The organism is Streptomyces sp. NPDC003036, from assembly GCF_040611175.1.
Classification (GTDB): Bacteria; Actinomycetota; Actinomycetes; order Streptomycetales; family Streptomycetaceae; genus Streptomyces.
The window spans coordinates 89912-111830 of sequence record NZ_JBEXNO010000009.1 but is presented as its reverse complement, the minus strand read 5'-3'; the positions used below and the strand labels follow the sequence as shown (position 1 = coordinate 111830).

25 protein-coding genes are annotated in these 21919 nt (G+C 69.8%); 23 read left to right on the top strand and 2 right to left on the bottom strand.

The window, feature by feature from the left end:
• Positions 1 to 415: 415 nt before the first annotated feature.
• The 3 genes from ABZX67_RS09250 to ABZX67_RS09240 are packed head-to-tail and all read left to right on the top strand — an operon-like array spanning position 416 to position 3467.
• A complete protein-coding gene (locus ABZX67_RS09250) occupies positions 416 to 1552 on the top strand; it encodes a bifunctional DNA primase/polymerase (RefSeq protein ID WP_355356510.1) in 1137 nt (378 codons plus the stop codon).
• Positions 1549 to 3069 carry a phage/plasmid primase, P4 family gene (locus ABZX67_RS09245; protein ID WP_355356508.1) on the top strand — a complete coding sequence of 507 codons (1521 nt, stop codon included), beginning with the start codon at positions 1549 to 1551 and terminating at the stop codon, positions 3067 to 3069. The genes ABZX67_RS09250 and ABZX67_RS09245 overlap by 4 nt, the downstream gene beginning before the upstream one ends.
• Positions 3066 to 3467 (top strand): DUF6009 family protein, encoded by a 402-nt coding sequence (locus ABZX67_RS09240; RefSeq protein WP_355356506.1) that lies wholly within the window; start codon positions 3066 to 3068, stop codon positions 3465 to 3467. Before ABZX67_RS09245 ends, ABZX67_RS09240 begins: the two co-directional genes overlap by 4 nt.
• 420 nt (positions 3468 to 3887) lie before the next feature.
• Here the strand turns inward: ABZX67_RS09240 and ABZX67_RS09235 are convergent, their stop codons facing one another.
• Complete coding sequence (locus ABZX67_RS09235) at positions 3888 to 4562, bottom strand: hypothetical protein (protein ID WP_355356504.1); 675 nt, start codon at positions 4560 to 4562, stop codon at positions 3888 to 3890.
• A 182-nt stretch (positions 4563 to 4744) separates the two neighbouring features.
• Between ABZX67_RS09235 and ABZX67_RS09230 the strand changes: the two genes are divergently transcribed.
• The gene (locus tag ABZX67_RS09230; RefSeq protein WP_355356502.1) at positions 4745 to 5068 is read left to right on the top strand and encodes a hypothetical protein; all 324 of its coding nucleotides are present in this window, start codon (positions 4745 to 4747) and stop codon (positions 5066 to 5068) included.
• Positions 5069 to 5269: 201 nt separating this feature from the next.
• Entirely contained in the window at positions 5270 to 5995 is a 726-nt protein-coding gene (locus ABZX67_RS09225; protein WP_355356670.1) for an NUDIX domain-containing protein, read from the top strand.
• 16 nt (positions 5996 to 6011) lie between these two features.
• Here the strand turns inward: ABZX67_RS09225 and ABZX67_RS09220 are convergent, their stop codons facing one another.
• Complete coding sequence (locus tag ABZX67_RS09220) at positions 6012 to 7385, bottom strand: hypothetical protein (protein WP_355356500.1); 1374 nt, start codon at positions 7383 to 7385, stop codon at positions 6012 to 6014.
• Between the two features lie 182 nt (positions 7386 to 7567).
• Here ABZX67_RS09220 and ABZX67_RS09215 point away from each other — a divergent pair, with 182 nt between their 5' ends.
• From ABZX67_RS09215 to ABZX67_RS09130, 18 genes are all read left to right on the top strand, one after another.
• On the top strand, positions 7568 to 8359 hold the full coding sequence (locus tag ABZX67_RS09215; RefSeq protein WP_355356498.1) for a fumarylacetoacetate hydrolase family protein: 792 nt from the start codon (positions 7568 to 7570) through the stop codon (positions 8357 to 8359).
• Between the two features lie 61 nt (positions 8360 to 8420).
• Positions 8421 to 9287 carry an acetaldehyde dehydrogenase (acetylating) gene (locus tag ABZX67_RS09210; protein WP_355356496.1) on the top strand — a complete coding sequence of 289 codons (867 nt, stop codon included), beginning with the start codon at positions 8421 to 8423 and terminating at the stop codon, positions 9285 to 9287.
• 21 nt (positions 9288 to 9308) lie between these two features.
• Positions 9309 to 10328 carry a 4-hydroxy-2-oxovalerate aldolase gene (dmpG, locus tag ABZX67_RS09205; RefSeq protein ID WP_355356668.1) on the top strand — a complete coding sequence of 340 codons (1020 nt, stop codon included), beginning with the start codon at positions 9309 to 9311 and terminating at the stop codon, positions 10326 to 10328.
• An 81-nt stretch (positions 10329 to 10409) separates the two neighbouring features.
• The gene (locus tag ABZX67_RS09200) at positions 10410 to 10655 is read left to right on the top strand and encodes an acyl carrier protein (RefSeq protein WP_355356494.1); all 246 of its coding nucleotides are present in this window, start codon (positions 10410 to 10412) and stop codon (positions 10653 to 10655) included.
• An 8-nt stretch (positions 10656 to 10663) separates the two neighbouring features.
• Entirely contained in the window at positions 10664 to 11512 is an 849-nt protein-coding gene (locus tag ABZX67_RS09195; RefSeq protein WP_355356492.1) for a CoA ester lyase, read from the top strand.
• The gene (locus ABZX67_RS09190; RefSeq protein ID WP_355356490.1) at positions 11509 to 12039 is read left to right on the top strand and encodes a MaoC family dehydratase; all 531 of its coding nucleotides are present in this window, start codon (positions 11509 to 11511) and stop codon (positions 12037 to 12039) included. The genes ABZX67_RS09195 and ABZX67_RS09190 overlap by 4 nt, the downstream gene beginning before the upstream one ends.
• 9 nt (positions 12040 to 12048) lie before the next feature.
• Positions 12049 to 13218, top strand: coding sequence for a GNAT family N-acetyltransferase (locus ABZX67_RS09185; protein WP_355356488.1), 1170 nt, complete (start codon positions 12049 to 12051; stop codon positions 13216 to 13218).
• 808 nt (positions 13219 to 14026) lie between these two features.
• Positions 14027 to 14455 (top strand): secreted protein/lipoprotein, encoded by a 429-nt coding sequence (locus ABZX67_RS09180; RefSeq protein WP_355356486.1) that lies wholly within the window; start codon positions 14027 to 14029, stop codon positions 14453 to 14455.
• A gap of 131 nt (positions 14456 to 14586) precedes the next feature.
• Positions 14587 to 15360, top strand: coding sequence for an ATP/GTP-binding protein (locus ABZX67_RS09175; RefSeq protein WP_355356484.1), 774 nt, complete (start codon positions 14587 to 14589; stop codon positions 15358 to 15360).
• Positions 15361 to 15392: 32 nt separating this feature from the next.
• A complete protein-coding gene (locus tag ABZX67_RS09170) occupies positions 15393 to 16079 on the top strand; it encodes an SAF domain-containing protein (RefSeq protein ID WP_355356482.1) in 687 nt (228 codons plus the stop codon).
• A gap of 3 nt (positions 16080 to 16082) precedes the next feature.
• Positions 16083 to 16952: a hypothetical protein gene (locus ABZX67_RS09165; protein ID WP_355356480.1), complete on the top strand. Its 870-nt coding sequence runs from the start codon at positions 16083 to 16085 to the stop codon at positions 16950 to 16952.
• Positions 16945 to 18516, top strand: a complete 1572-nt coding sequence (locus ABZX67_RS09160; protein ID WP_355356478.1) for a CpaF/VirB11 family protein — start codon at positions 16945 to 16947, stop codon at positions 18514 to 18516. Before ABZX67_RS09165 ends, ABZX67_RS09160 begins: the two co-directional genes overlap by 8 nt.
• Entirely contained in the window at positions 18513 to 19433 is a 921-nt protein-coding gene (locus tag ABZX67_RS09155; RefSeq protein WP_355356476.1) for a type II secretion system F family protein, read from the top strand. The genes ABZX67_RS09160 and ABZX67_RS09155 overlap by 4 nt, the downstream gene beginning before the upstream one ends.
• Positions 19434 to 19438: 5 nt before the next feature.
• A complete protein-coding gene (locus ABZX67_RS09150) occupies positions 19439 to 20326 on the top strand; it encodes a type II secretion system F family protein (RefSeq protein WP_355356666.1) in 888 nt (295 codons plus the stop codon).
• A 21-nt stretch (positions 20327 to 20347) separates the two neighbouring features.
• A complete protein-coding gene (locus tag ABZX67_RS09145; RefSeq protein WP_355356474.1) occupies positions 20348 to 20536 on the top strand; it encodes an LPXTG cell wall anchor domain-containing protein in 189 nt (62 codons plus the stop codon).
• 43 nt (positions 20537 to 20579) lie between these two features.
• Positions 20580 to 21002, top strand: a complete 423-nt coding sequence (locus tag ABZX67_RS09140) for a TadE/TadG family type IV pilus assembly protein (protein WP_355356472.1) — start codon at positions 20580 to 20582, stop codon at positions 21000 to 21002.
• Complete coding sequence (locus ABZX67_RS09135) at positions 20999 to 21457, top strand: TadE family protein (protein WP_355356470.1); 459 nt, start codon at positions 20999 to 21001, stop codon at positions 21455 to 21457. The genes ABZX67_RS09140 and ABZX67_RS09135 overlap by 4 nt, the downstream gene beginning before the upstream one ends.
• Positions 21458 to 21528: 71 nt before the next feature.
• Positions 21529 to 21918, top strand: a complete 390-nt coding sequence (locus ABZX67_RS09130; protein WP_355356468.1) for a pilus assembly protein TadG-related protein — start codon at positions 21529 to 21531, stop codon at positions 21916 to 21918.
• The last annotated feature ends 1 nt before the right edge of the window (position 21919 follow it).

Here is a 21919-nt window from a genome sequence, read left to right as displayed (position 1 = left end):
CGGTCGCTTGAGTAGCTGGACGTCGTTGCCACGCTCTGGACAGCGACTGAACAACAGCGACCGGTGAGTACTTCAGTCGCTCCGAAAAACCGCAGGTCAGACAGGTATTCCAGGAGAACAGCGACTGAAGCGACTCAAGGTCCGGGTATATGAGCTGTAATGCATGCGCGTGTGCGCGTTATATATAGGAAGCTTCAGTCGCTTCAGTCGCTGTTCTTCTCTTCCCAGGGCTTTGACCTGCGACTTCATCAGCGACCGGACGCCTACCCCGACGTTCGCTGAGTCGCTGCTCCTCGTCTTCAGTCGCTGTTCCGTGACCGGCACGCCGCCACGGAGGAGGTTGATCCGCCGAACGGACGTTTTCGCTAGGCTGTGTCCGTCGTTGAGTCGCTTCAGTCGCTGATGGGGGAACCGTATGCCTGCTGACCTGCAGGTTTCCCGCAGCTACTCAGAACCAGCAGCGCCTGGCGCTTCGGTCGCTGAGCCGTTGGCCATCGCCCGCTGGTGCGCCAGCCTCGGCTGGCCCGTCCACCCTCTGGCGCCCGGCAGGAAGACGCCAGCCTCAAACTGCGACGCGTGCCAGGAGCGCGGCCACAAGCGGGAGACCTGCACCTGCCGAGCGGCAGGGCGCTGGTGTCATGGCTTTCATGCCGCCACGCTGGACCAGTCCCGCATCAACCAGTGGTGGGGGAGTCGACCGCAGATGGGGGTGGGTGTCTCGTGCGGCCCGGCGAACCTGGTCGTTATCGATGTCGACGCGCACGCATCCCTTCCGCCGCAGCGAGACCGGCTTCTTCCCGGGATTCCGATCGCCGACGACATCGACGTCTCGGCGATGACCACCGGCTTCCACACCCTGGCTGTACTGGCCGCATTGCGCGGGGAGCACAGCCCCGCAGACGACGACAGCACCCTGCGCGTGCGAACGCCGTCCGGAGGCCTCCACATCTGGTACAGAGCCACCGACGCCCGCCGCTGGCAGTGCTCCACCGGCTCCGGCACCGGGCGCGCTCTTGACGGGCAGGTCGGCGTCCGCGGCCTTGCCTGGCAGGTCGACGTCCGCGCGCACGGTGGCTACATCGTCGCCCCCGGTACCAGGACCTCGACCGGTTCATACACGCCTGTCGGCACCGCCCGCACGCCCGCCCCCCTGCCGCACTGGCTCGCCAAGGAACTTGAGCGCACGAACCACCTGCCCGCCGCTCATATCCCCGCCCCCCGCCCCGTGCCCCCTCGCGCCCAGCAAGCGGTCGCAGCTGCCGGCGGCGGCAAGGACGGCGCCACCAGAGCCCTCGCCACGGTCCTGGCTGAGGTCGCTGCCTGCCGTACGGTCCCCGAAGGCGCGGGCTTCTCCGACAAGCTCAACCGAGCCGCCTATACCGCAGGCGGCCTCGTCGCCGCCGGACACCTCAACGAGCAGGACGCAGAACGTGCCCTGCTGGACACCGCCGCGCTGGCCCGCCCCGGCCAGGAACGCCGTGCTCTCCAGATCATCCGCAGTGGCATGAACGCCGGCGGCCGCCGCCCGCTCAATCCCGGGAGCCGCCCGTGAACACCCCCACCGGTGGCGACAACGTCCTGTTCGACTTCGACCCCCAGGCCTTGGCCGAGCAGATCATCGCCAAGACCATCGCCCCCGTGCCCGCCCAGGCAGCAGGCGAAACCTCCGCCGCTCACGGCCCGGCTACCGCCCAGGGGCTGCTTCCCGACACACTCACCGACCGCGGCAACGCCAAGCTCTTCGTGCGCATCTACGCGTCAGACTTCCGCCATGTCCCGGGCCTGGGCTGGTACCGCTGGGACACCACACGCTGGCAGATGGACGAAGACGACACCGTGCTCTGGGCCGCTGGCGATCTCGGCGAGCACATCGCAACGACCGATCCCCGCGGCCTCTACACCGCCGAAGCCCTCAAGAAACACCGCAGGCGCGCCCTGAGCACCTCGGGCATCAACGCCATGCTCACCCAGGCCAAGTCGGCTCCCGGCATGGTTCTGAACGCAGCGCTGCTCGACGCCGACCCCTACGCCCTGTGCACCCCAGCCGGGATCGTCGACCTACACACCGGCTTGGTACGGACCCCTGACCCGAACAAGGATTTCCACTCCCGCTCCACCACCACCGGCCCCTCCGCGATGCCAACGCCGCGGTGGAACCGGTTCCTCACCGACACCTTCGGCGAGGACACCGAGGGCGCTGAGATGATCCACTTCCTGCAGCTCCTGCTGGGGTACTCCATCACGGGCGACGTCGGCGGTCAGGTCATGCCGTTCCTCTTCGGTGCTGGAAAGAACGGCAAGTCCGTCCTCCTTGATGTGCTGATGAAGCTGCTGGGCGACTACGCCGACGCAGCCCCGCCGGGCTTCCTCATGGCCCGCCCCTACGAGGGCCATCCGACCGACCTCGCCGAGCTTCACGGCCGACGCGTCATCGTCTGCTCCGAGGTCAAGCCGGGCGACAAGTTCGACGAGGCACGCGTCAAGCTCCTGACCGGTGGAGACCGCATCAAGGCCCGCCGCATGCGGCAGGACTTTTTCTCCTTCGAACCCACGCACAAGCTGTGGCTGCTGGGTAACCACCGGCCGGAAGTCGGCACCGGCGGATTCGCGTTCTGGCGGCGCATGCGACTTATCCCATTCGAGCGGACCGTCTCCGACGAACGCAAAATCGACAACCTGGCAGACATCCTCGTCGCCGAAGAAGGCCCAGGCATCCTCAACTGGCTCATCGACGGAGCCCGCCGATACCTCGGCGGGGACAAAGACCTCACCGGCCCAGACAAGGTCCGCATCGCCACCAACGCGTACGCCGAGACCGAAGACCACACCGGGCGCTTCTTCGACGAAACCTGCGTCCTTGGCCCGGACTACCGCACCGAACAGGCCACCCTGTACACGGCCTACAAGAACTGGTGCCAGAGCGAGGGCGCCCCACCAGTCTCCAGCCGCGCCTTCGCCGCCCGCGCCCGCGAGCTGGCCGGACTTTCCTCACCAAGAGAAATGATCTTGTCCAATTCGCGGAAGTACTACCCTGGTATCGGACTGCTCGCCGACGAGGAGATGGCATGAGTGCCCTGATCAGCGACGACGAGATCAAACACGAAACCGAGCTTGTCTGGCTCGAGGACATCACCAGCCTCGACTACGTCCGCCAGAGCCTCGACCGGCTGCCCACCCGCAGCGGCAAGCCGGCGTACTTCCGTGATGGGCGCATGGTTGGCTACGCCATCCTCGGCCCAAAAGCCAAGGCCTCCCGAGCTTCCGGCACCTTTCGCCGACGCGTCTTCTGGCTCCTACCTCACGACCGCGACTCCGCCCCCGACGGTCTCTACGCGATGGGTGCTCCTGCTGAGGCGGTTGACCCCCGTACCGTCGCGGTAGGAAGCAGAGGGCGCAAGACCGAGCGCTCCGAAGGTGGGCCGCCTTCCACCGCGATGCAGGAACTTGGCATAACGCTCCCGCTGTGACTAAGCGCTCGCAGCCCGCGGGCGACGCTGTTGTAGACGAGCTCCAGCCGGACGCCTCTTGGCCCAGGTCAGAGGCGCCCAGCTCCCCAGCACCTTCAGTGTGCGCTGGTACGGACCCCCGAGCAGGCACCACAACACGGCGCTGGCCGTCCGAGCTTCCTTGGGCTGCTCGGATAGAGCGCGGCCCGGCCTGACGGAGCTGGTTGGCCCACCCGATACGAACTCAGACTCCTCGGCGCGTTCGGCCCGATGCAGGCGTACCGAGAAGGTCAGGAGGACCAGACCGTGCGAGCCGATCTGGTCCTGGATGCGCGTGCTGTGGAAGACCGGCTCCCTGGACGCTGCGTGCGGCGACCGCAAGAGACCCCTGCCCCCGCAGCCGTCGGACACGCAGCGCAGAACGACACCCCGGACCGGACATCACGGTGCCAGGAAGACAACCCCGCTGCGGTCTTCCTGCATCCGAGCCACCCGGACAGCAGTGCCGAAGGCGATGCCACGGAAGTACTCCGCCTTCACCTGCTCGACCGGAATGATGTCCTCCTCCGCCGTAGCACTCAAGTGCGCCTTGACGCTCTTCTCCCAGACGACGGCCGACACGCAGGGACGGGAGATCCATGCGTCGAAAAGGACCGCCTGGGCGATCTTGGCCTCGCTCTCATGCGCGATGATCCGCTTCTGGACCTGCGCTTTTTCCTTCTTCTTCGTCCGGCCGACCTTGACGTACGACAGCTTCGAGCACATGGAACGGAAGAACAGGACGTACAGCGGGTCACCGACGACGTCGAGCGAACCGCCCTTGTACTCCAGGTCTCTCCATGACTGGTGCCGTACCGCCGCGACGACCTCCGCGGGCGGCAGACGCCCGGTGTCGAAGTAGTCGCCCAGCAGTACCTTCGCCGTCATGGAGTCCAGGTACGGGTTCCTGTACTGCACGTTCAGCCTCGTCGTCGGCAACGCCTGCTGGACCCACTGCGGCGCATCGGCGACGGATTGCCGCTCGTCGCCGAAGTACTGCTCGGTGTAGAGGTCCTTTTCTCGCATGTCCGAGATTGTGGTGCGGCAGCGCCGCCGGTAGAAGAGCACCTCGGCCAAGGGCCACCTGCCGGATACCACGTCCTGGCAAAGGCGATGCCCCCTACAGTGCTCCCATGGCCTATGACGAAGAGACCGGGACCATCCGAGACGTGTTCGTGGTGGAACGCCCGGCTGGGACGAGCCTCTCGGATTCGAGCAGTCCCGGGGGGATCAGCGCCCTCCTGCGGGACGCCGCTAACGTGCTCTCTGGACACGCCGTGCTCTACCCGGCCGACGCCGAACTCGACGAGATCAGGGCTGAGGCGAGGGAAGAAGGCCGTCAGGAAGGCGTCGCGAACGGTGTGGTGATCGGCGTCGCCGCCACCGTCGCCGCCGCCGCACTCGGTGCCGTCGCCGTGAAGGCCGCGCCGCACATCAAAAGCAAGCTCAACGGCCTCAGGTCGAAGCTGAACCGCAAGCCCGAGGACACCGCCGAGACGGGCCCCCTCCAGGCCGTGCCGGAACCGCCCGCCAAGAAGGACGAGGAGCCCCCGCGCCGAGGTCGGCACCTGCACGTGGCGTGAGGCCCCCTGCTGACCACCTGCCGCATGTGTCCTCGCGAGGCAGAGCGGGTCCGTAGTCTGTCGGGCGTGACGCCGACTCACCGAGGATATGCGGCACATCGTCCTCCTGCGCCGCGCGCTCGGCGAGTCCGTGGGCCCCGGCCGGGGACCGCCAGGACGCGCCCGGGGAGACGTGAGCTTTACGATGACCTGGTGACCGAGATGCTGCCTCTTGGTATTGACGTCTTCGACGTCGAACGACTCCAGCTCTCGGAGGCCGATGAGCCACCGCTGTCACCCTCGGATGCATCGGCCAGAGACCGCGTATGGGACAAGGCGGTCCAGGCCAACCCGACCCTCTTCGACGGACCTGCGGTGGCCTGTGGAGGGCTGGAGTGGGTGGGCCCGCGCATGGTGCGGCTCTCCTGGGTGCGCGTGACCTACCGGCACTACGCCCTGCGACGCGTTCCCGGCGCCACGGCGCTGCCCTCACTGTTCGTGAACGTCGTACAACCGACCGATGACGGCCGTGTGCTGGCCGGGAGGATGTCGCCCTCCACGGCTGCCCCGGGCCGCTGGCAGCTGCCGGGAGGTTCCGTAGAGCCGCCCCAGGACGGCGAAGTGCTGGACGAGTCGGCCCTGGCTGGCCAGGCCGCGCGGGAACTCCTCGAGGAACTGGGGGTCGACGCGGCCCCCGAGACGTTGAAGTTGTGGGTCGTAACGCGCGGGGAGAACGGCAGTATCGGGCTGACCTACCTCGCCCCGGCCCTCCCCGAGGCGGCGTTGCGCGCACGCTTCGCCGCCGCTGCGGCCGCCGAGCGAGCATATGGGCGTGCCCCCGAACTCGATGACATCGCGCTGGTGCGCTCACCGGAGGAGCTGGCCACCCTGACCGGTCCGCACGCGGACTACTTGGAGCCGATCATCCGTCGCTACACCTCGGCGTGAGGCATCGGAGCACCGTTCAGGCATCGGCGAGGAAACTGCGTCCGCGCTCGTCGAGTTCTGCCACGCACCGCAGGCCACGGGCCCGGAACCGCGCCAGATCGATGCGCATGCGGGAGATGGCCTTGCGGGTGCGGGTGGAGCGGACGCCGTCCATGTGGTCGATGGCCCGGTGCCAGGTGGCGCACGCCTGCTCGATGCTGCCGCGCTTGAGGTGCATCTCGGCGCCCGCGACCAGGTCCAGGGCGACGATGCGCGCGTAGGTATCTGCTGGGCGGGTGGTGGCGGCCAGAGCGTAGTGCTCGGCGGCGGCCCGGTGGTCTCCAAGGGTCTCGTGGACCTTGGCGGTCCGGGAGTACACGGACGCGGGCGGCGGGCCCCAGGCCAGCGCCCAGAACGGCACCTCGTCGCCGGGGGCACCGGTCAACAGGGTGCGGGCGTGCTCGGCCTCGGTCAGTGCCGCGCGGCGCTTGCCGCTCTTGGCGAGGGCGTGGGCGTAGACGACACGGAAGAGGGCTTCGGTCTGGGCGTCCACGTGTCCCTTGGCCCGGTTCAGGCCGGTCTCGGCCAGGCCCAAGCAGTGTTCGGGGCGGTGGAGCTTGAGGCCCTGCATGGCCATGGTGCGCATCACGAAGCCGTCGTGTCCGCGCAGGCCGGACTCGGTGGCCAGGGCGTAGGACTGGAGGTAGTAGCGCTGGGCGAGACCCTGTTGTCCGACGTCGTAGGACTTCCAGCCCAGCAGGTGGACGCCGCGGCTGGCGGCGGAGAGCATCTGCTGGCGGATCGCGTCGGTGCAGAAGCGGGCACGGCACAGCGGAGCGACGTCGTCGCGGAGGTAGGTGACCAGGGCGCTGCGACCGTGTTGTCCGCCATGGCGCTCGTCCATCTCGGAGAACGCCGTGATCATGTCGCGGACGGCGGCGACCTCGGCCATGCCGACGGTGTAGCCGGTGCGGGCGGCGGCGGTGCGGGCGGCGATGTCCTGGACGTGGCTGAGGGGTAGGGCTGCGGCTGCCACGGAGTAGGCGGAGGCCGTCAGGAAGCGGCGGCGGTCCAACTCGTACCTCCACATGGGCAGCAGGGCATCCAGCGGGTCGACCCCGAGGGACAGTCCGATGGTGTCATTTTCAGCTTGGCCTGGGGAGGGCAGACCGAGGTCGGCGGGGGTCAGGAGGCGACCCAGACGCCGGGAGAGCGCGACTGCGAGGAACGTGGGTGTGTCCCCCCGGGGTGCTGAGCCAGAGATCCAGTGCTCGACGTTGGACTTGTTCGTGCGTAGGCGCGCGCCGCATTCGGCGGCCACCGCGCAGACTGCCTTGGCCAACGCCTCGTAGGTGAGGCCGGATTCGGCGACAAGGGCTTTGAGCTGGAGATTCGGTGTGCGCGTGGTCATGAGCACCTGCCCCCGTATACGCGATATACCGCTTGGCCTGCTCGCCACCGTACCGCCGCGGAGCACCCGGCGGTTGACTCTTCATCAGGCCGGAGCCCGGCGGCCGCACCAGCGCCGCCCGGATCAGCTCCCGTGCCATGCCCACCTCTGCGAACCGGCCCCATGCCCTGGGAGTGATCTTCATGGACGAGCGGGATGACCGCTGGATCGCCACTACGGCGTCGGCCCTGCTGGCCGCCGAGTACGAGCGAGTCCCGATCGACGCGCTGACCGTCCGGCGGCCGGGCCTGCCGCTGGAGACCGCGTACCAAGTCCAGGCCGCAGCGGTCGAGAGGCGGATCGCGGGCGGCGCCCGGGTCGTCGGCCACAAGGCCGGCGCGACCTCCAAGGCCATCCAGGAGCAGATGGGTGTCGATGAGCCAGACTCCGGCGTCCTGCTGGACGACATGGTGCTGCCTACCGGCAGCACTCTGGCCCGATCCGCGCTGATGCAGCCGCGGGTGGAGACGGAGTTCGCCTTCCGGCTGGGCTGTGACCTGGCGGGCCCGGACCTCGACGTGCAGGAGGCGCGGGCGGCGGTGCAGGAGGTGTTCCTCGCCCTGGAGGTGATCGACACCCGGTTCACCAGCTGGCGCATCACGATCGCGGACAGCATCGCCGACAATGCCTCCTGCGCGCGGGCGGTGATCGGCCCCATGGTGCCCCTCGGCGCGGACCTGGATCTGGCGGCTGAGCCGCTGGTCGTCAGCGTCGACGGCACCGCCGTGGCTACCGGGGAGGGCCGGGCCGTCCTCGGCGACCCGCTGTGTGCCCTGATCTGGCTCGCTCGGCGGCTGCACCGCTTCGGCGACGGCCTGCGGGCCGGGCAGCTCGTCTTGCCCGGAGCCGTGCACGCCAGCCTTCCCCTTGGGGCCAAGACCACGGTGCACGCCCGGTCGCCGCATCTGCCGTCGGTCGAGCTGCACGTCCGCTAGCCCGCGGCGTCCGGCCGACACCACATCCCTGCATCCCTGCACACTCATGGAGGAGTGGCCCATGGCTGCTGACGAACGACGCCCTGTCGCCGTACTCGGCGCGGGCCTGATCGGGATCGACCTCGTTGACAAGATCCGCCGGTCGCCGAAGCTGGAACTCGCGCTCGTGGCGGGCCGCGACCGGGACAGCCTGGGCCTGCGCCGGGCGGCTGAGATGGGCCATCTGACCACCGCCGGCGGGGTCCGCGCCGTGGTGGAGGCCGGCCCCTTCGATGTGGTCTTCGACGCCACCAACGCCGACAGCCACGCCGAGCACTGGGCGGCCCTGCGCCCGACCGGCACGACCCTGATCGACCTGACACCCACGGACCTCGGGACGGTCATCGTGCCGGGAGTCAACGGCCATCGTGCGGCGGCGTACCGGCACCTGAACCTCATCAGCTGCGGCGGGCAGGCGGCCATCCCCCTGCTGCACGCCATTTCCCAGCGCTGCACCCCCACCTACATCGAGGTGGTCTCCACCGGGGCCAGCGCGAGCGCCGGCCGGGCCACCCGACTAAACCTCGACCAGTACATCGCCACCACCTCCACCGCGATCCGCACATTCACCGGAACCCGCGACGTGAAGGTGCTGGTCAACCTCGGCCCGGCCCGGCCCGCCCCACCGTTCCGGGTGGCCATGACCGTCCTCGCGGACGGCATCCGCCCCGCACAGGTCCGCACGAGCATCGCGGCGGCCGCCGACACCGTGCGCGCCTACGCGCCCGGGTACAAGGTGACCTCCCTCGCCGTGGAGCCGAGCCGCATCTCGGTCGCGGTGGAGGTTGGCGCCTCCGGCCGCCGCCTGCCCCACCACGCCGGAAGCGTCGACATCATCAACGCCGCCGCCGTCCTGCTCGCCGAGCAGTCGGCCGCCGCCTCGCGATGAAGGGAACCCCCCATGGACAGCATGGACAGCCCCGAGCGGCCCCAGATCCTCCTGCACGACCCGACGCTGCGCGACGGCCACCACGCCGTCGGCCACCAGCTGGACACCGATCAGCTCCGCGCCTACGCCACCGCCGCGAACGCCGCGAAGGTGCCCGTGGTGGAAGTCGGCCACGGCAACGGCCTGGGCGCCTCCAGCCTCCAGATCGGCCGCGCCCGGCTCGACGACGCCACGATGCTCACCACCGTCCGCGAGGCCCTCACCTCATCGCGGATGGGCGTGTTCATGGCCCCAGGCTGGGGCACCTCCGGTGACCTGGCGGCCGCCGTCCGCCACGGCGCCGACGTCATACGAATCGCCGCGCACTGCACCGAGGCCGATGTCACCGAACGCCACCTCGGCGTCGTCCGCGACCTCGGCGCCGAAGCCCAGGGCGTCCTGCTCATGAGCCACATGGCCGGCCCCGACGAGCTCGCCGAGCAGTGCGCCCTGATGGTGAAGTTCGGCGCCCAGGCCGTCGGCATCATGGACTCCGCAGGCCACTACCTTCCGCACGACGTCACCGAGCGCGTGCAGGCCATCGTCACCGCCGTCGACGTACCGGTGATCTTCCATGGCCACAACAACCTGGGCATGGCGATGGCCAACTCGCTGGCCGCTGTGGATGCCGGCGCGGCCGTCATCGACGCGACCGCCCGCGGATTCGGCGCCGGAGCCGGCAACACCCAGCTCGAAGTCCTCGTGGCCGTCCTCGAACGCCGCAGCATCAACACCGGGATCGGGCTCCGCCAGATCCTGGCCGCCGCCGACGTCGCCGCCGACCGCCTGATGAAGGCCCCGCCGTCCATCGACTCAATCGCCGTCGTCAGCGGGCTCGCCGGGGTGTTCTCCGGCTTCAAGCGGCCGGCCCTGGAGACCGCGCACACCGAAGGCGTCGACCCCCTCGACCTGTTCCTCGCCCTCGGCGAGCGCCAGGTCGTCGCCGGGCAGGAAGACCTGATCGCCGAAGCCGCCCGGCAGCTCAAAGCGACCAGCCCATAGCCCGAGCCAGCGCGCCGCCAACGAGGGCTTCCATCGCCCTGCCCGGCCCCTTCCCTCTACCACTCTCCGGAAGGACCGATCGTGAACGAACACCTCACCCGCATCCTGCTCGACGACCTCAACCTTCCCGCCGACCGGCTCACCGGCGACACCAGCCTCGACCACGCAGGACTCGACTCGCTCGCCGTCGTCGAGCTCTCCGTCCTGCTCGCCGAGCGCTACGGCATCGACGTGAGCTGCAGGGAAATCGAGCACGCCGCCACCCTCAGCGATCTCAACCAGCTCATCACCGCACGGCGCCGGTCGCGGACGCGCAGCGAAAGGTGAACACCCCTATGACCAGCATCAGCACCAGCCGCCGGCCCGGACGAGCCTGGATCATCACACCCGGCCTGCGCCGAGACCGCTTCGCCAGCGCACGTACGTCCGGCGCTGCGGTCGCCCTCGTCGACATCGAGGACTCCGTCGCCCTCCACGAGAAGCCCGCCGCCCGCACCGCTGCGCAAGACTTCTTCGTCACCGACCCTCCGTGCACCCTCGGCATCCGGATGAACAGCCTCACCACGATCGAGGGCATCAAGGACCTCGTGGCCCTCGCCAGCTACACCGCCCGACCCGACCTCATCGTGATCCCCAAGGTCGAATCCCCCCGCGACGTCGAACTGGTCGCCGCCGCGCTCGACACCGACGGCTACACCCCCGACATCTGGGCGCTGATCGAAAGCCCCCGGGCCTTCAACACCCTCCCGTCGATCATGCGCGCGCCCCGGCTCGGCGGCGTGATCTTCGGCTCCGCCGACTACGCCGCCTCCGTCCGCTGCGGCCTGAACTGGGACGCCCTCCACTACGCCCGCTCGGCCCTCATCAACGCCGCCTCCGCCGCAAACGTCCCCGCCATCGACGCCCCCACCTGGGAACTCAACGACCCCGACACCCTGCGCCGGGACGTCGAGCGAGCCAAGGACATGGGGTTCTCCGGCAAGGGCTGTGTCCACCCCCGCCACGTGCAGGTGATCAACGACGTCTTCACACACACCGGCGAGGAGATCGCGCAGGCCCGCGCCATCGTCGCCGCCGCCGACGCCAGCGGCGGAACGGTGACCACCGTGGACGGGCAGATGCGTGGCACCCCCTTCTTCAACCGGGCCCGCGCGATCCTCGCCGAAGCGGACGGCGCGTCATGAGCCCCGGACTGCCCCACGGCTACCGCCAGATCGGCCAGGCCCGCGTGCGGGAGAACGTCGGTCTCTCCTACGAAGAACTCGCCCCCGGCCTGATCATCGAGCACCGGCCCGGCCGGACCGTCACCGAACTCGACAACCTCCTCGGCGCCGCCCTGAGCGGCAACGTCGCCCCCCTCCACACCGACGCCCACTACAGCAGCCAGACCCGGTGGGGCCGCATCCTGGTCTGCTCCGGCGTCACCCTCAACTTGGTGGGCGGCATGACCGTCCGCAGCATCAGCGGCCTGACCAGCGCCAACCTCGCCATCGACCAGGTGCGGTTCACCGCCCCTGTCCACATCGGCGACACCCTGTACGCGCAGACGGAGATCCTCACCCGCAGGGTCTCCGAAAGCCGTCCCGACACCGGGGTCATCACCTGCCACACCACCGCCCACAACCAGGCGGGCACACGCGTCCTGGCCTTCGCCCGCACCTTCCTCGTGCCCTTGGACGCCGACGCCGCCCGCGACGCCACCCACTACTGAAGGCCGACCATGAACCAGCCCCTGATCTTCACCCCAGCCGACGACAACCTGTGGGAGCAGTACGACAAGCTCGCCGCCCGCGCGTACGGCCACCCCATCGGCGACATCACCCACCTGCGCGAGCACGCCGACCTCCGAGTCGCCGTCCGTGCCGGCCGGGTCGTCGCTGGCGGCCTCGGCCTCCTCGTCGAGCAGTTCTTCGGCGGCGCTCCCGTCCCCAGCGCCTGCCTCGGTGACGGCTGCGTGGCCCCCGAGGAGCGCGGCGACCACCTCGCCACCGACATGACGGCCGCACGGCTGCACCCCCTGACCGAGCGCGGCGCGGTGATCTCCGCGATCACCACCTCCTCCACCGGCTACGCACGCCGCCTCGGATGGGAAGCCCCCACCAACGTCCTCGCCTGGGCGGTAGCCACCGACGACCTCAAGCGGTCCTTCACGGGCGAGGACTTCGAGGTCGAGCACGGCCTGACCGACGAAGCCGAAGCCCTCCAACACCAACTCGCCCGCCAGTGGAACGGCCCCATGCACCGGCCCGCCTGGTGGACCCGCTGGAAACAGGAGAAGAGCAACCTCACCACCTACCGCTTCTCCCGGCCCGGCCACCCCATCTCCGGCCTGCTCAGCCTCACCACCGCACGGCACGACCGCCACGGCATGAGCCTGACCGTCCACGACTTCTGGGCCGCCGACCAGCCCGCCGCCGCCGCCATGCTCGCCTTCCTCGGCCGCCACAACACCCGCGCCCGCACCATCACCTTCCGGCGCGGCGCCCTCCCGCCCTACCCCACCCTCCTCCACGGACTCCGCCACCACCGCACCACCGCCGAAGCCTGGCACCCCTGGATGCTCCGCATCCTCAACATCCCCGAGGCCATCCGGCTCCGCGGCTGGCCCACCGACCTCACAACCGCCGTACCGATCGAGACCGAGAACGAGACTGGCGGGAAGGACCGGTGGATGCTTCAAATCAAGGCTGGAGCGGCAGAGACCATCCCCACCAACGCCGAGCCGCAGGTGACCTTCACACGGAGGCAGCTCGCGGTCTGGTACGCCGGCGGCTATCGGTCCACCACCTCGGCGCGCATGGCCGGTGTCCATGCCCTATCGGAGGACACCCTCGCGGCCCTCGTCCGCAGCACCGCGCAGTTTGAGCCCTGGCTCCCGGACCACTTCTAGCAGCCAGGCATCTGGTCACCGCCGTGACCAAGTGGACGGCGACTGCTCCCAGCGCGCTCACGCGGCAGTCAGGGGGATGGCGTTGACGCGCAGTGAGTGGCTCGGCCGCGCCGTACGGTCACGCCTTTGTCGAGCGCGACCCACCGGCTGCGCTCCGGCTCGGCGGCGTGGAGGCCGGGGGTAGCTGGCAGTTCCGGATCCGGGCATCCTCGTGGTCGGCGGCGTGCTCGGGCATGAGGACGCGATGGCCAGGCGGGCGGTGCTGGGGTTGACGTGATGGTCGCGGGCCAAGGCGGACCAACCTTCGTCCGCCTCACCCTCCAGGCAATGCCGATCAGTCGACATTGTCACAGCTCGCGAATTACAAGGAGCCTCCCAAGGAAAGGGAAGGGCTGGCCAAATTCGGCTGCTCCTATCCCGACGGGTGGAATTGTGGCGGTTCCACATCCGTCCTCTGGCTCTGAACTGCTGAAACGGCTGGGCCATTGGCGGATCGTTGCGTAACGTATGGGAACAGCGCGGCTACCTGGGGTGGTTGAGACTGCAGCGCGGTTCTACCTGCTCACACGATGCCGCAGGTATGTACACACATGGACGACACATACGGGGAGGCGCAGTGGCGCTGTCGACTCGGCCGGGCCGAGCACTGCTTCGCAAGCGGAACGGTAAGCGGTCCGCAGTTCTGCTTCTGGTGGCCTGCAGCTTGACGGCGGCAGCGGCTTGCACATCCGGCGGAGCGGCGAACAACGACCCAAAGGCGTCCCCCACTCCGTCACCTCCCCCGTCCGCGTCCCCGTCGACCGGCCTAATGGACCCCACCGAGAGCGCCAAGAACCACGCCATCTCCATCTACCGCTCCTACTGGCAGGAGATGGAAAAGCTCTACGCCGACCCCGGCGGCACGAGCGCGAACCTCAAGGTGTACGCCGCCGCCGCAGCGCTGAAGGCCGCGGAGTCGGATGCCAAGCGGGCACATGACCGCAACCGCATCCACATCGGCAAGGTCACCGTCGGCAACCCCACCGTGACGAAGGCAGACCTCGACAGGGAGATCCCCAACGTGACCCTCTCGAGCTGCCTGGACATCTCGCAGTGGCACGTCGTCGACGCGACGACCAAGAAGCCCGTCACCCTGCCGTCCAATCGGCTCACCAAGTACGTCATCGTCACCACGATCGAGCGCTGGCCTGAGGGGTGGCGAGTTATCCGCGACGAGCCCCAGGGCAAAGCATGCTGATCGGGCGGCAGAGTTCTGTTGCCGTGCTGCTTGCCGTGGCGGCAGTGGCCGCCACGGCCGTGCCCGCTCAGGCCGATGGCAATCCCCTAGGTGGTACAGGAGGGGCTGAGTGCGGCTTGTTCACTTGCCAAGTGGAAGTCGACGTCCCGGGGCAGGCCAGTGGCTCCAGCTCGGCACAGCAGGGCAGCGGGACCACCGGGCCCAAAGGCGGCAACAAGGGCAAGGCCAAGCCTCCAGAGTGCACACCCGCGGAAAAGCTGGAACCCCCGCCGCCGGCGAGCAGCGAGCTGTGGGAGGGCCATGACCCTGCCGACGGCGGCGCCGTGTACGTGCGTACGTGCAGGTACTTCATGGCCAGCGGAGCGTCCACGATGGTCACCGAGACGCTCTACGGAGGGCCCGGCGGCCCACCAGCAGCTCCGGCGGTCGACCCTGCGGTCCTGGCGCAGCAGGCTGTGGACGAGATGCTGCTACTTGGGCCGGAGATCGGTATCACGCCGAAGCCGGGCGGCAAGGGCGTGGTCGGGATGCCCGTCTACATGTGGACCAAGACGGGGCCGGAGACGTACGGCCCGAACTCGGCCAGCGCATCGGCCGGGGGCGTCACAGTGACCGCGACCGCGAAGGTCAGCAAGATCGTGTGGAACATGGGCGACGGCAACACCGTCACCTGCACGACCGCCGGCACGCCCTACAAAGCCGAGTACGGCAAGAAGCCCTCGCCGGACTGTGGCCACCGCTACAACGTCCCCTCGTCGACCACCTCGACGGGAAAGTTCCACGTGACCGCGACGTCCACCTGGACGATCGACTGGGAAGCGACGACGGGGCAGTCCGGCCAGCTGACCGAGATCCGCGACAGCGCCGTGGACATCACCGTCGCCGAGGTCCAGGTCCTCAACTAATCGCTCAGCACTTCGAGAGGCACATCACCGCAATGGAAACCCCCGCTGCGCCGCCGGTGCCGCGCCCGGCCGCTCCGGTACGCCCCGAGGTCCCCATCACCACCACGGCCCCGGTCAAGCGGGAGCGCCGATGGTCGGTGGCCGCGCTGTGCATTGTCCTAGCCGTCCTTGCCGGCCTCGGCGCGGCCGCGGCCGTCACGTCCGCCAGCGACCGCACCAAGGTCATCGCGATCGCCCGCGATGTCCCCGCCGGACAGGCCCTGACGGCGGCCGACCTGACCGTCGCCGAGGTATCCGCCGACGCCGCCCTGACACCGGTGCCCGCTGCCCAAAAGGCGTCGCTGGTGGGCAAGCGACCGGCCGTCGACCTGCGCAAGGGCGGCCTGCTCACCACCTCTCAACTCGCCGGAGGAACGGGTCTTGGGGACGACAAGCAGCAGGTCGGCGTGCAGGTCAAGCGCGGCCAGGCACCAGCTGGCACCCTCGCCCCGGGCGACAAGGTCCTCGCGGTCACCACGCCTGCCCAGGGAGAGCAGCAAAGCGCCAAGCAGGCCGAGGCACCGCCGTCGACCATCAGCGCCGTGGTCGTCACCGTCTCGCGGCCGGACGCCTCCGGCAACGTCGTCGTCAACCTCGCCGTGAGCCCGACGGACGGTCCGCTGCTGGCCACGCGCGCGGCCCAGGGCCGCATCGCTCTCGTGCGTGAACCGCGGAGCTGACCGATGCCTGTCACCGCACTGGTTTCCGCGAAGTCCTGCGGCGTCACCACCGCCGCCCTCGCTCTCACCCTCGCCTCCAAGCGTCCGTCGCTGCTGGCCGAGTGCGACCCGGCCGGCGGCACGATAAGGGCTGGCTTCCTGCAGGGCGAGGTCGGCGCCGGCTTCGGCCTGTACCACCTGGCGGCCGCCGAGCGCACCGGACCCGACGCGCTCGCCCAGGCCTTCGCCGCCCACCTGTGGTCGATGGACGAGGCCGGGCACCGCAAACTGCTGCCCGGCCTCACCGACCCTGCCCAGGCCGCTGCGCTGGGCCGGACCTGGCCGGCGCTGTCGGAGGTCATGCACGTCCTGGCCGACGAAGCCGGTTACGACGTCGTCATCGACGCCGGCCGGCTCGCGCTCGAGTCTGGCCGCCTGCACGCCACGCTGACCCCGGCCCCGCTGCTCCACCAGGCCGACCTCGTCCTGCTCGTCGTACGCGGCACCGAGCAGTCCCTGACCCTGGCCCGGCACGTCGTCGACCCACTGCGCACCGAGCTGGCCGAACGGGGCAGCGGGCCCGACGCGCTTGGCCTGCTGCTCATCGAGGACGGCCCCTACCGCGCCCACCAGGTCGCCGAGGCCCTCAAGATCCCCGTCCTGGCCGCCCTGCCCTTCGACCCAAGCACCGCGACCTACTTCACGTCCGGCGGGCGCCCGCCGCGCGGCTACGGCCGCAGCCCCCTGCTGCGCCACGCCCGCACCGCCACCGAGCAGTTCGAAGCGGCCGCGGCCCGGCGGCACATCCAGCAGCAGTACCCGCCCCGGCCCGCCAACCCGCAGCTGGCCGGTGTACTGCAGCGTCTGAGCGAGAGGGGAGGAGCACGTGGCTGACACCCAGCAGCGCCCTGGCGTCAACGGCCAGCCGGCGCCGATGGGACGCGACGACATTGCCGACCTGCTCGCCGGGCGCATCGGCCAGCGCCGCCCCGCTGCGGCACCAGCATCGGCTGCCCCCGCCACGACGGCCGCTCCCGCCGCCGTCCCGGCCGGCGCGAGCCGTGCCGCGGACATCCCGCGGCTGGCTGGCCTGCCGGGAGAGATCCCGGTGCCCTGGGACGTCATCGAAGACCTGCAGGCGCTGGTGTCCAAGCAGCTCAGCGCCGAGGACCCCGACAAGCTCCTGGAAGAAGTCGATCGCCGGGCCCTGGCCAAGCGCCTGGTGCGTAACGCGGTTGCGGAGTGGGCCACCAAGTACGCCCAGGGCAACACCCCGCTCACGCCGGAGCAGGAAGCGGCGATCGGTACCGCGGTCTTCGACTCCATGTACCGGGGCGGTCGGCTGCAGTCGCTGCTCGATCAGGACGGCGTCGAGGACGTGATGGTCGACGGGCTGCGCGCACACGTGGAGTACCACGACCGGCCCCGGCAGACGATCGAGAAGGTCGCCGACAGCCACGAAGAGCTGATCACCTGGGTCAACCGCATGGCGCGGCTCTCCGGGCACGGCGAGCGCGCCCTGACGCAAGCCACCCCCATGGTGGGCTTCCGCATGCCCGACGGCTCCCGCGTCACCGCCAGCCTGCTCACCACCCGCCCGTCCGTCGTGATCCGTCGGCACCGCATCCGGCAGCACGGCATCGCCGAGCTCGTCCAATGGGGCTCGATCAACCCGATGCTGGAGCGGTTCCTGACCGCCTGCGTCCACGCCAAGATGAACATCCTCGTCGTCGGCGACATGGGCGCCGGCAAGACTTCGCTGCTGCGCGCGCTCGGTCGGGAGATCCCTCCCTCGGAGCGGCTGGTCACCCTGGAGTCGGACCGCGAGCTCTACCTGGACGAGCCCGGCCCCAAGCCCGGCCCGGTCACGTACGCCTTCGAGGCACGGCAGTCCAACGGCGAGGTCCGCGCCGGCGACCGCGCCGGCGAGGTCACGATCTCCGACATGTTCGCCACCGCCCTGCGCTACAACGCCACGCGCGTGATCGTCGGCGAGGTGCGCTCCACCGAGATCGTGCCGATGCTGCAGGCCATGTCCGCGGGCGGTTCCGGCTCGATGTGCACGCTGCACGTGCGCCGGCCGCACGCCATCATCAGCCGCCTGGTCCAGCTGTGCACCGAGGCCGGCATGCAGACCGAGGCCGCCCACCATCTGATCGCCTCCGCGATCGACGTCGTCGTCTACCTCACCTATCTGGACGAGACCGCCATCGGTGGCCAAAAGCATCGGTTCGTCTCCCACATCTACGAGGTCCACGACGTCGTCGGCGAAGGCGGCCGCCCGGTCACGACCGAGCTGTTCGGCCCGCAAGGCGGAGAGATCCGGGCCGTCTACAAGAACATGCCCACCTTCATCGACGATCTGGAGCTCACCGGCCTGCTGCGCCGCGAGTGGCTCTCCGACAACCCCTTCGGTGCCTGGATGGGCCCCCTGCAGACGGTGAGGGCCGTGCGGTGAACACCTCCCAGCTCGCCCTCGTCGCGGCCTGCTGCGCCGTCCTTGCTGTCGTTGCCCTCGTCGCCGCCGTACGGGAGATCCGCGGCCGCGTTCCCGACCCGGCAAAGCCGAAGTCTCGGCTCACCGGCCGTATCCAGCGCGCGAAGACGGAGCTCCCGGAGGCGTGGCAGCGCCGCTGGCGCCACCTGGTCACCATTGCCGGCGTCACCGTGTTGCTGGTGTGGGCGTGGACCGGCTGGCCCGTCCACGGCCTCCTGGCGGGCGCCGCGGTCCTCGGTCTGCCCTACGTGCTGAACCCCGGCACCGCCGCCCAGGCCCGCATCGAACGCCTCGAAGCCCTCGGCCAGTGGCTCAACCACCTCGCCGGAGTCCATCAGGCGGGTATCTCCCTGCCCCAGACCATCCGCGCCTCCGCCAAGGCCGCGCCGGCGCCGATCGCGCCGAACGTACGGGCCCTGGCGGAACGGCTCCGCGCCGGTATGGAAGCCGAGGACGCCTTCGCGCTGTTCGCCGACGAGCTCGCCGACGGCGTCTCCGACCACGTCGTGCTGCTCTTCCAGTCCCACGCCCTCTACAAGGGCCCTGGCCTCGCGGACGCGCTCGAGGCCCTGGCCGTCACCATCCATCAGCAGGCGGCCGACGCCCGAGACATCGAGGCCGACCGCGCCAAGGTCCGCAAGTCCAGCCGCATGGTCTCCATGGTCATCTGCGTAGTCGTGGTCGGCTGCATGCTCAACGACGCCTGGTCCGGCTGGTACCAGTCCCCGATCGGGCAGATCGTCCTCGCTGTGCTCGGCGGCCTGTTCGCCTACACCCTGCGCTGGCTGCGGAAGATCGCCCGGACCGAGCCCGACCCGCGCCTGATCGACCCCCTGCCCGCCGGTACCCAGTTCTCAGTGACGGGAGGCGCCCGGTGATCCCCATGGAGGCCGTACTGCCCGCGGCCGCCGCCGGCGCCCTGATCGGCCTGGCCGTCCGCGCGCTCATGCCCGCCCGGCGCGACCTCGCCTCCGCGCTGGACCGCTTGGACGTCTCCAAGACCAGCGGCCCCCTCCTGCCCTCGGCAGCACCCAAGAGCACCGGCACCCTGCCGGAGCGCGTGGGCACACGACTGCTCGCTGAGCTCGGCGGCCGCATCACGCTGCCCACCAAGGACCTGAACCTGCTGAGCATCAGCCCGGCCGAACACCTCGGCAAAAAGGTCCTCTTCGCGCTGTACGGGCTGCTGCTGCCGCAGCTGCTGCAGGCCCTGCTCGCCCTGGCCGGCAGCCCGCTGCCCTTCGCGCTCCCCGCGCTCGTCTCCCTCGGCATGGCAGGCCTGTTCTGGTTCTGGCCCGGCAAGGAAGTCGCCCGCGAGGCAGCCGCCGCGCGCCTGATCGTCCGGCATGCCGCCGCCTCCTACCTGGAGCGCGTTGCGCTTGCCCGCATCGCCAACTCCGGCGCGACCCAGGCCCTGACCCAGACCGCAGAAGTCGGCAACACGTTCATCTTCGTCCGCATGCGGCAGGTCTTCCACCAGGCCGACCTCGCGGGCGTCACCGTCTGGGACGCCCTCAAGCAGCTCGGCGACGAGCTCGACATCCCCGAGCTGACCCGCCCGGCCGACACTCTCGCCCTCGCCGGCGACGGCGCGGCCGTCTACACCACCCTCCAGGCCCAGGCCCGGCAACTGCGCATCGCCCTGCTGTCCGATGCCAAGGCCCAGGCCAACGCCGCGAGCGCTGCGATGATCCTGCCCGTCACGGCCGGCGTCATCCTCATGCTCGTCTTCGTGATGATCCCCATCACGATCACCATCCTCGGAAGCTGAATCAGAAGGGGGAAATGACCCATGGACATCCAGATGCTGACCGTGTGGATCCGCAGCCGCTTTGAGGCGCTCAAGGCCGGGCGGGACACCGGGCAGACCTCCACCGAGATGGCCCTCATTGCCGGCGCGCTGCTGGTTGGCGCCGGCCTGCTGGTGCTGGCCATCCGCACCAAGCTCATGGAGAAGATCGGCATCATCAACGGCGGCTGAGCCGTACCGGAACACCACCAGACGGAGGGGAGGGAGACAAGGCGTGAGACCACGGATGCTGAGGGGCCTGCGAGGCTTCATCCACCATCGCCAGCTGCGAGGCGACCGCGGCTTCGGCAGCGTGGAGTTCGCAGTCCTAGCCGTCGTCGTGCTCGCGCTGATCTTCACCGCTATCCAGACCGGCCTGTACTACCACGCCCGCAAAGTCGCCCAGTCCGCCGCCCGCCAGGGCGTCGAGGCCGGGCGGCAGTTCGGTGCCAGCGAAGGCGACGGCGTCGCCCAGGCGCAGACCTTCCTGAACCGCTTCGGCGGAAGCGTCCAGGGAGCGAGCGTGTCCTCGGAAGGCAGCACCGACCAGGAGATCCGCATCACCGTGCGCGGTCATGTCGCCACCCTGGTCCCCGGCCTGACACTGGACGTCGTCCAGCACGCCGACGCACCGATCGAGCGCTGGACCAACCCATGAGGGCCCGGACCTACCGGCAGCGGCTGGCGCGAAGGCTACGCCGCGACCGGGGCTCTTATGCGCTGGAGACGGCGATCCTCGCACCGGTGGTGATCGGTCTGCTCCTGCTGATGATCGCTTTCGGGCGGGTGACGGACGCCGACGGCGCCGTGGACTCCGCAGCCCGGGCCGCCGCCCGGGCCGCGTCCCTCGAACGGGACGCGGGCAGCGCGCAGTCCGAGGCCCAGGCGGCGGCCAACCGCAGCCTTAAAGGCGAGGGCATCACGTGCGAGACCTCCAGCGTGGTGGTCGACACCTCCGGCTATGCGCTCGACATCGGCGTGGAGGCGAACGTGACCGCGACGATCTCCTGTACGGCGAACTTGTCCGACATCGGGCTGCCGGGCCTGCCCGGCTCCAAGACGCTCACCGCGTCATGGACCAGCCCGATCGACACCTACCGGGGGCGCGAGTGAAGTCGTACGTTCACCGGCTCGTGGCGCGGCGTCGCGCGGCACAGACCGGGCGTCGCCGCGACCGCGGCTCCATGTCCTTGTTCTTCGCGCTCTCGGCGCTGGCGATCCTGATGGTGATGGGCCTGCTCGTCGACGGCGGCGGCGCCCTCAACGCGGCTAACCGGGCCACCTCCATCGCCCAGGAAGCGGCACGCAGCGCCGGCCAGCAGCTCGATCCGGCTCAAGCGATCGAAGGCACCGCCATCACGATCGACCCGGACGCCGCCATGGGCGCTGCCCAGGACTACCTCGCCGCCGCAGGCGTCCAGGGCAACGCCGAGATCACCGACGGCGGGCAGAGCCTGACCGTCACCGTGACCGACACCTACGACACGTACTTCGCGCAGTTCGTCGGCAAGGGCACGATCAGCGTGACCGGCACCGCGAAAGCACACCTGCAGACCCAAGCCGCTGGAGGCTGAG

Coding starts and splice junctions, on each gene's coding strand:
- ABZX67_RS09225 (WP_355356670.1), top strand. CDS start 5,270: ATGCTGCCTCTTGGTATTGACGTCTTCGACGTCGAACGACTCCAGCTC.
- ABZX67_RS09150 (WP_355356666.1), top strand. CDS start 19,439: ATGGAGGCCGTACTGCCCGCGGCCGCCGCCGGCGCCCTGATCGGCCTG.
- ABZX67_RS09185 (WP_355356488.1), top strand. CDS start 12,049: ATGAACCAGCCCCTGATCTTCACCCCAGCCGACGACAACCTGTGGGAG.
- ABZX67_RS09170 (WP_355356482.1), top strand. CDS start 15,393: ATGGAAACCCCCGCTGCGCCGCCGGTGCCGCGCCCGGCCGCTCCGGTA.
- ABZX67_RS09240 (WP_355356506.1), top strand. CDS start 3,066: ATGAGTGCCCTGATCAGCGACGACGAGATCAAACACGAAACCGAGCTT.
- ABZX67_RS09220 (WP_355356500.1), bottom strand. CDS start 7,385: ATGACCACGCGCACACCGAATCTCCAGCTCAAAGCCCTTGTCGCCGAA.
- ABZX67_RS09195 (WP_355356492.1), top strand. CDS start 10,664: ATGACCAGCATCAGCACCAGCCGCCGGCCCGGACGAGCCTGGATCATC.
- ABZX67_RS09190 (WP_355356490.1), top strand. CDS start 11,509: ATGAGCCCCGGACTGCCCCACGGCTACCGCCAGATCGGCCAGGCCCGC.
- ABZX67_RS09250 (WP_355356510.1), top strand. CDS start 416: ATGCCTGCTGACCTGCAGGTTTCCCGCAGCTACTCAGAACCAGCAGCG.
- ABZX67_RS09215 (WP_355356498.1), top strand. CDS start 7,568: ATGGACGAGCGGGATGACCGCTGGATCGCCACTACGGCGTCGGCCCTG.
- dmpG (WP_355356668.1), top strand. CDS start 9,309: ATGGACAGCCCCGAGCGGCCCCAGATCCTCCTGCACGACCCGACGCTG.
- ABZX67_RS09130 (WP_355356468.1), top strand. CDS start 21,529: ATGTCCTTGTTCTTCGCGCTCTCGGCGCTGGCGATCCTGATGGTGATG.
- ABZX67_RS09165 (WP_355356480.1), top strand. CDS start 16,083: ATGCCTGTCACCGCACTGGTTTCCGCGAAGTCCTGCGGCGTCACCACC.
- ABZX67_RS09145 (WP_355356474.1), top strand. CDS start 20,348: ATGGACATCCAGATGCTGACCGTGTGGATCCGCAGCCGCTTTGAGGCG.
- ABZX67_RS09135 (WP_355356470.1), top strand. CDS start 20,999: ATGAGGGCCCGGACCTACCGGCAGCGGCTGGCGCGAAGGCTACGCCGC.
- ABZX67_RS09180 (WP_355356486.1), top strand. CDS start 14,027: ATGGACCCCACCGAGAGCGCCAAGAACCACGCCATCTCCATCTACCGC.
- ABZX67_RS09210 (WP_355356496.1), top strand. CDS start 8,421: ATGGCTGCTGACGAACGACGCCCTGTCGCCGTACTCGGCGCGGGCCTG.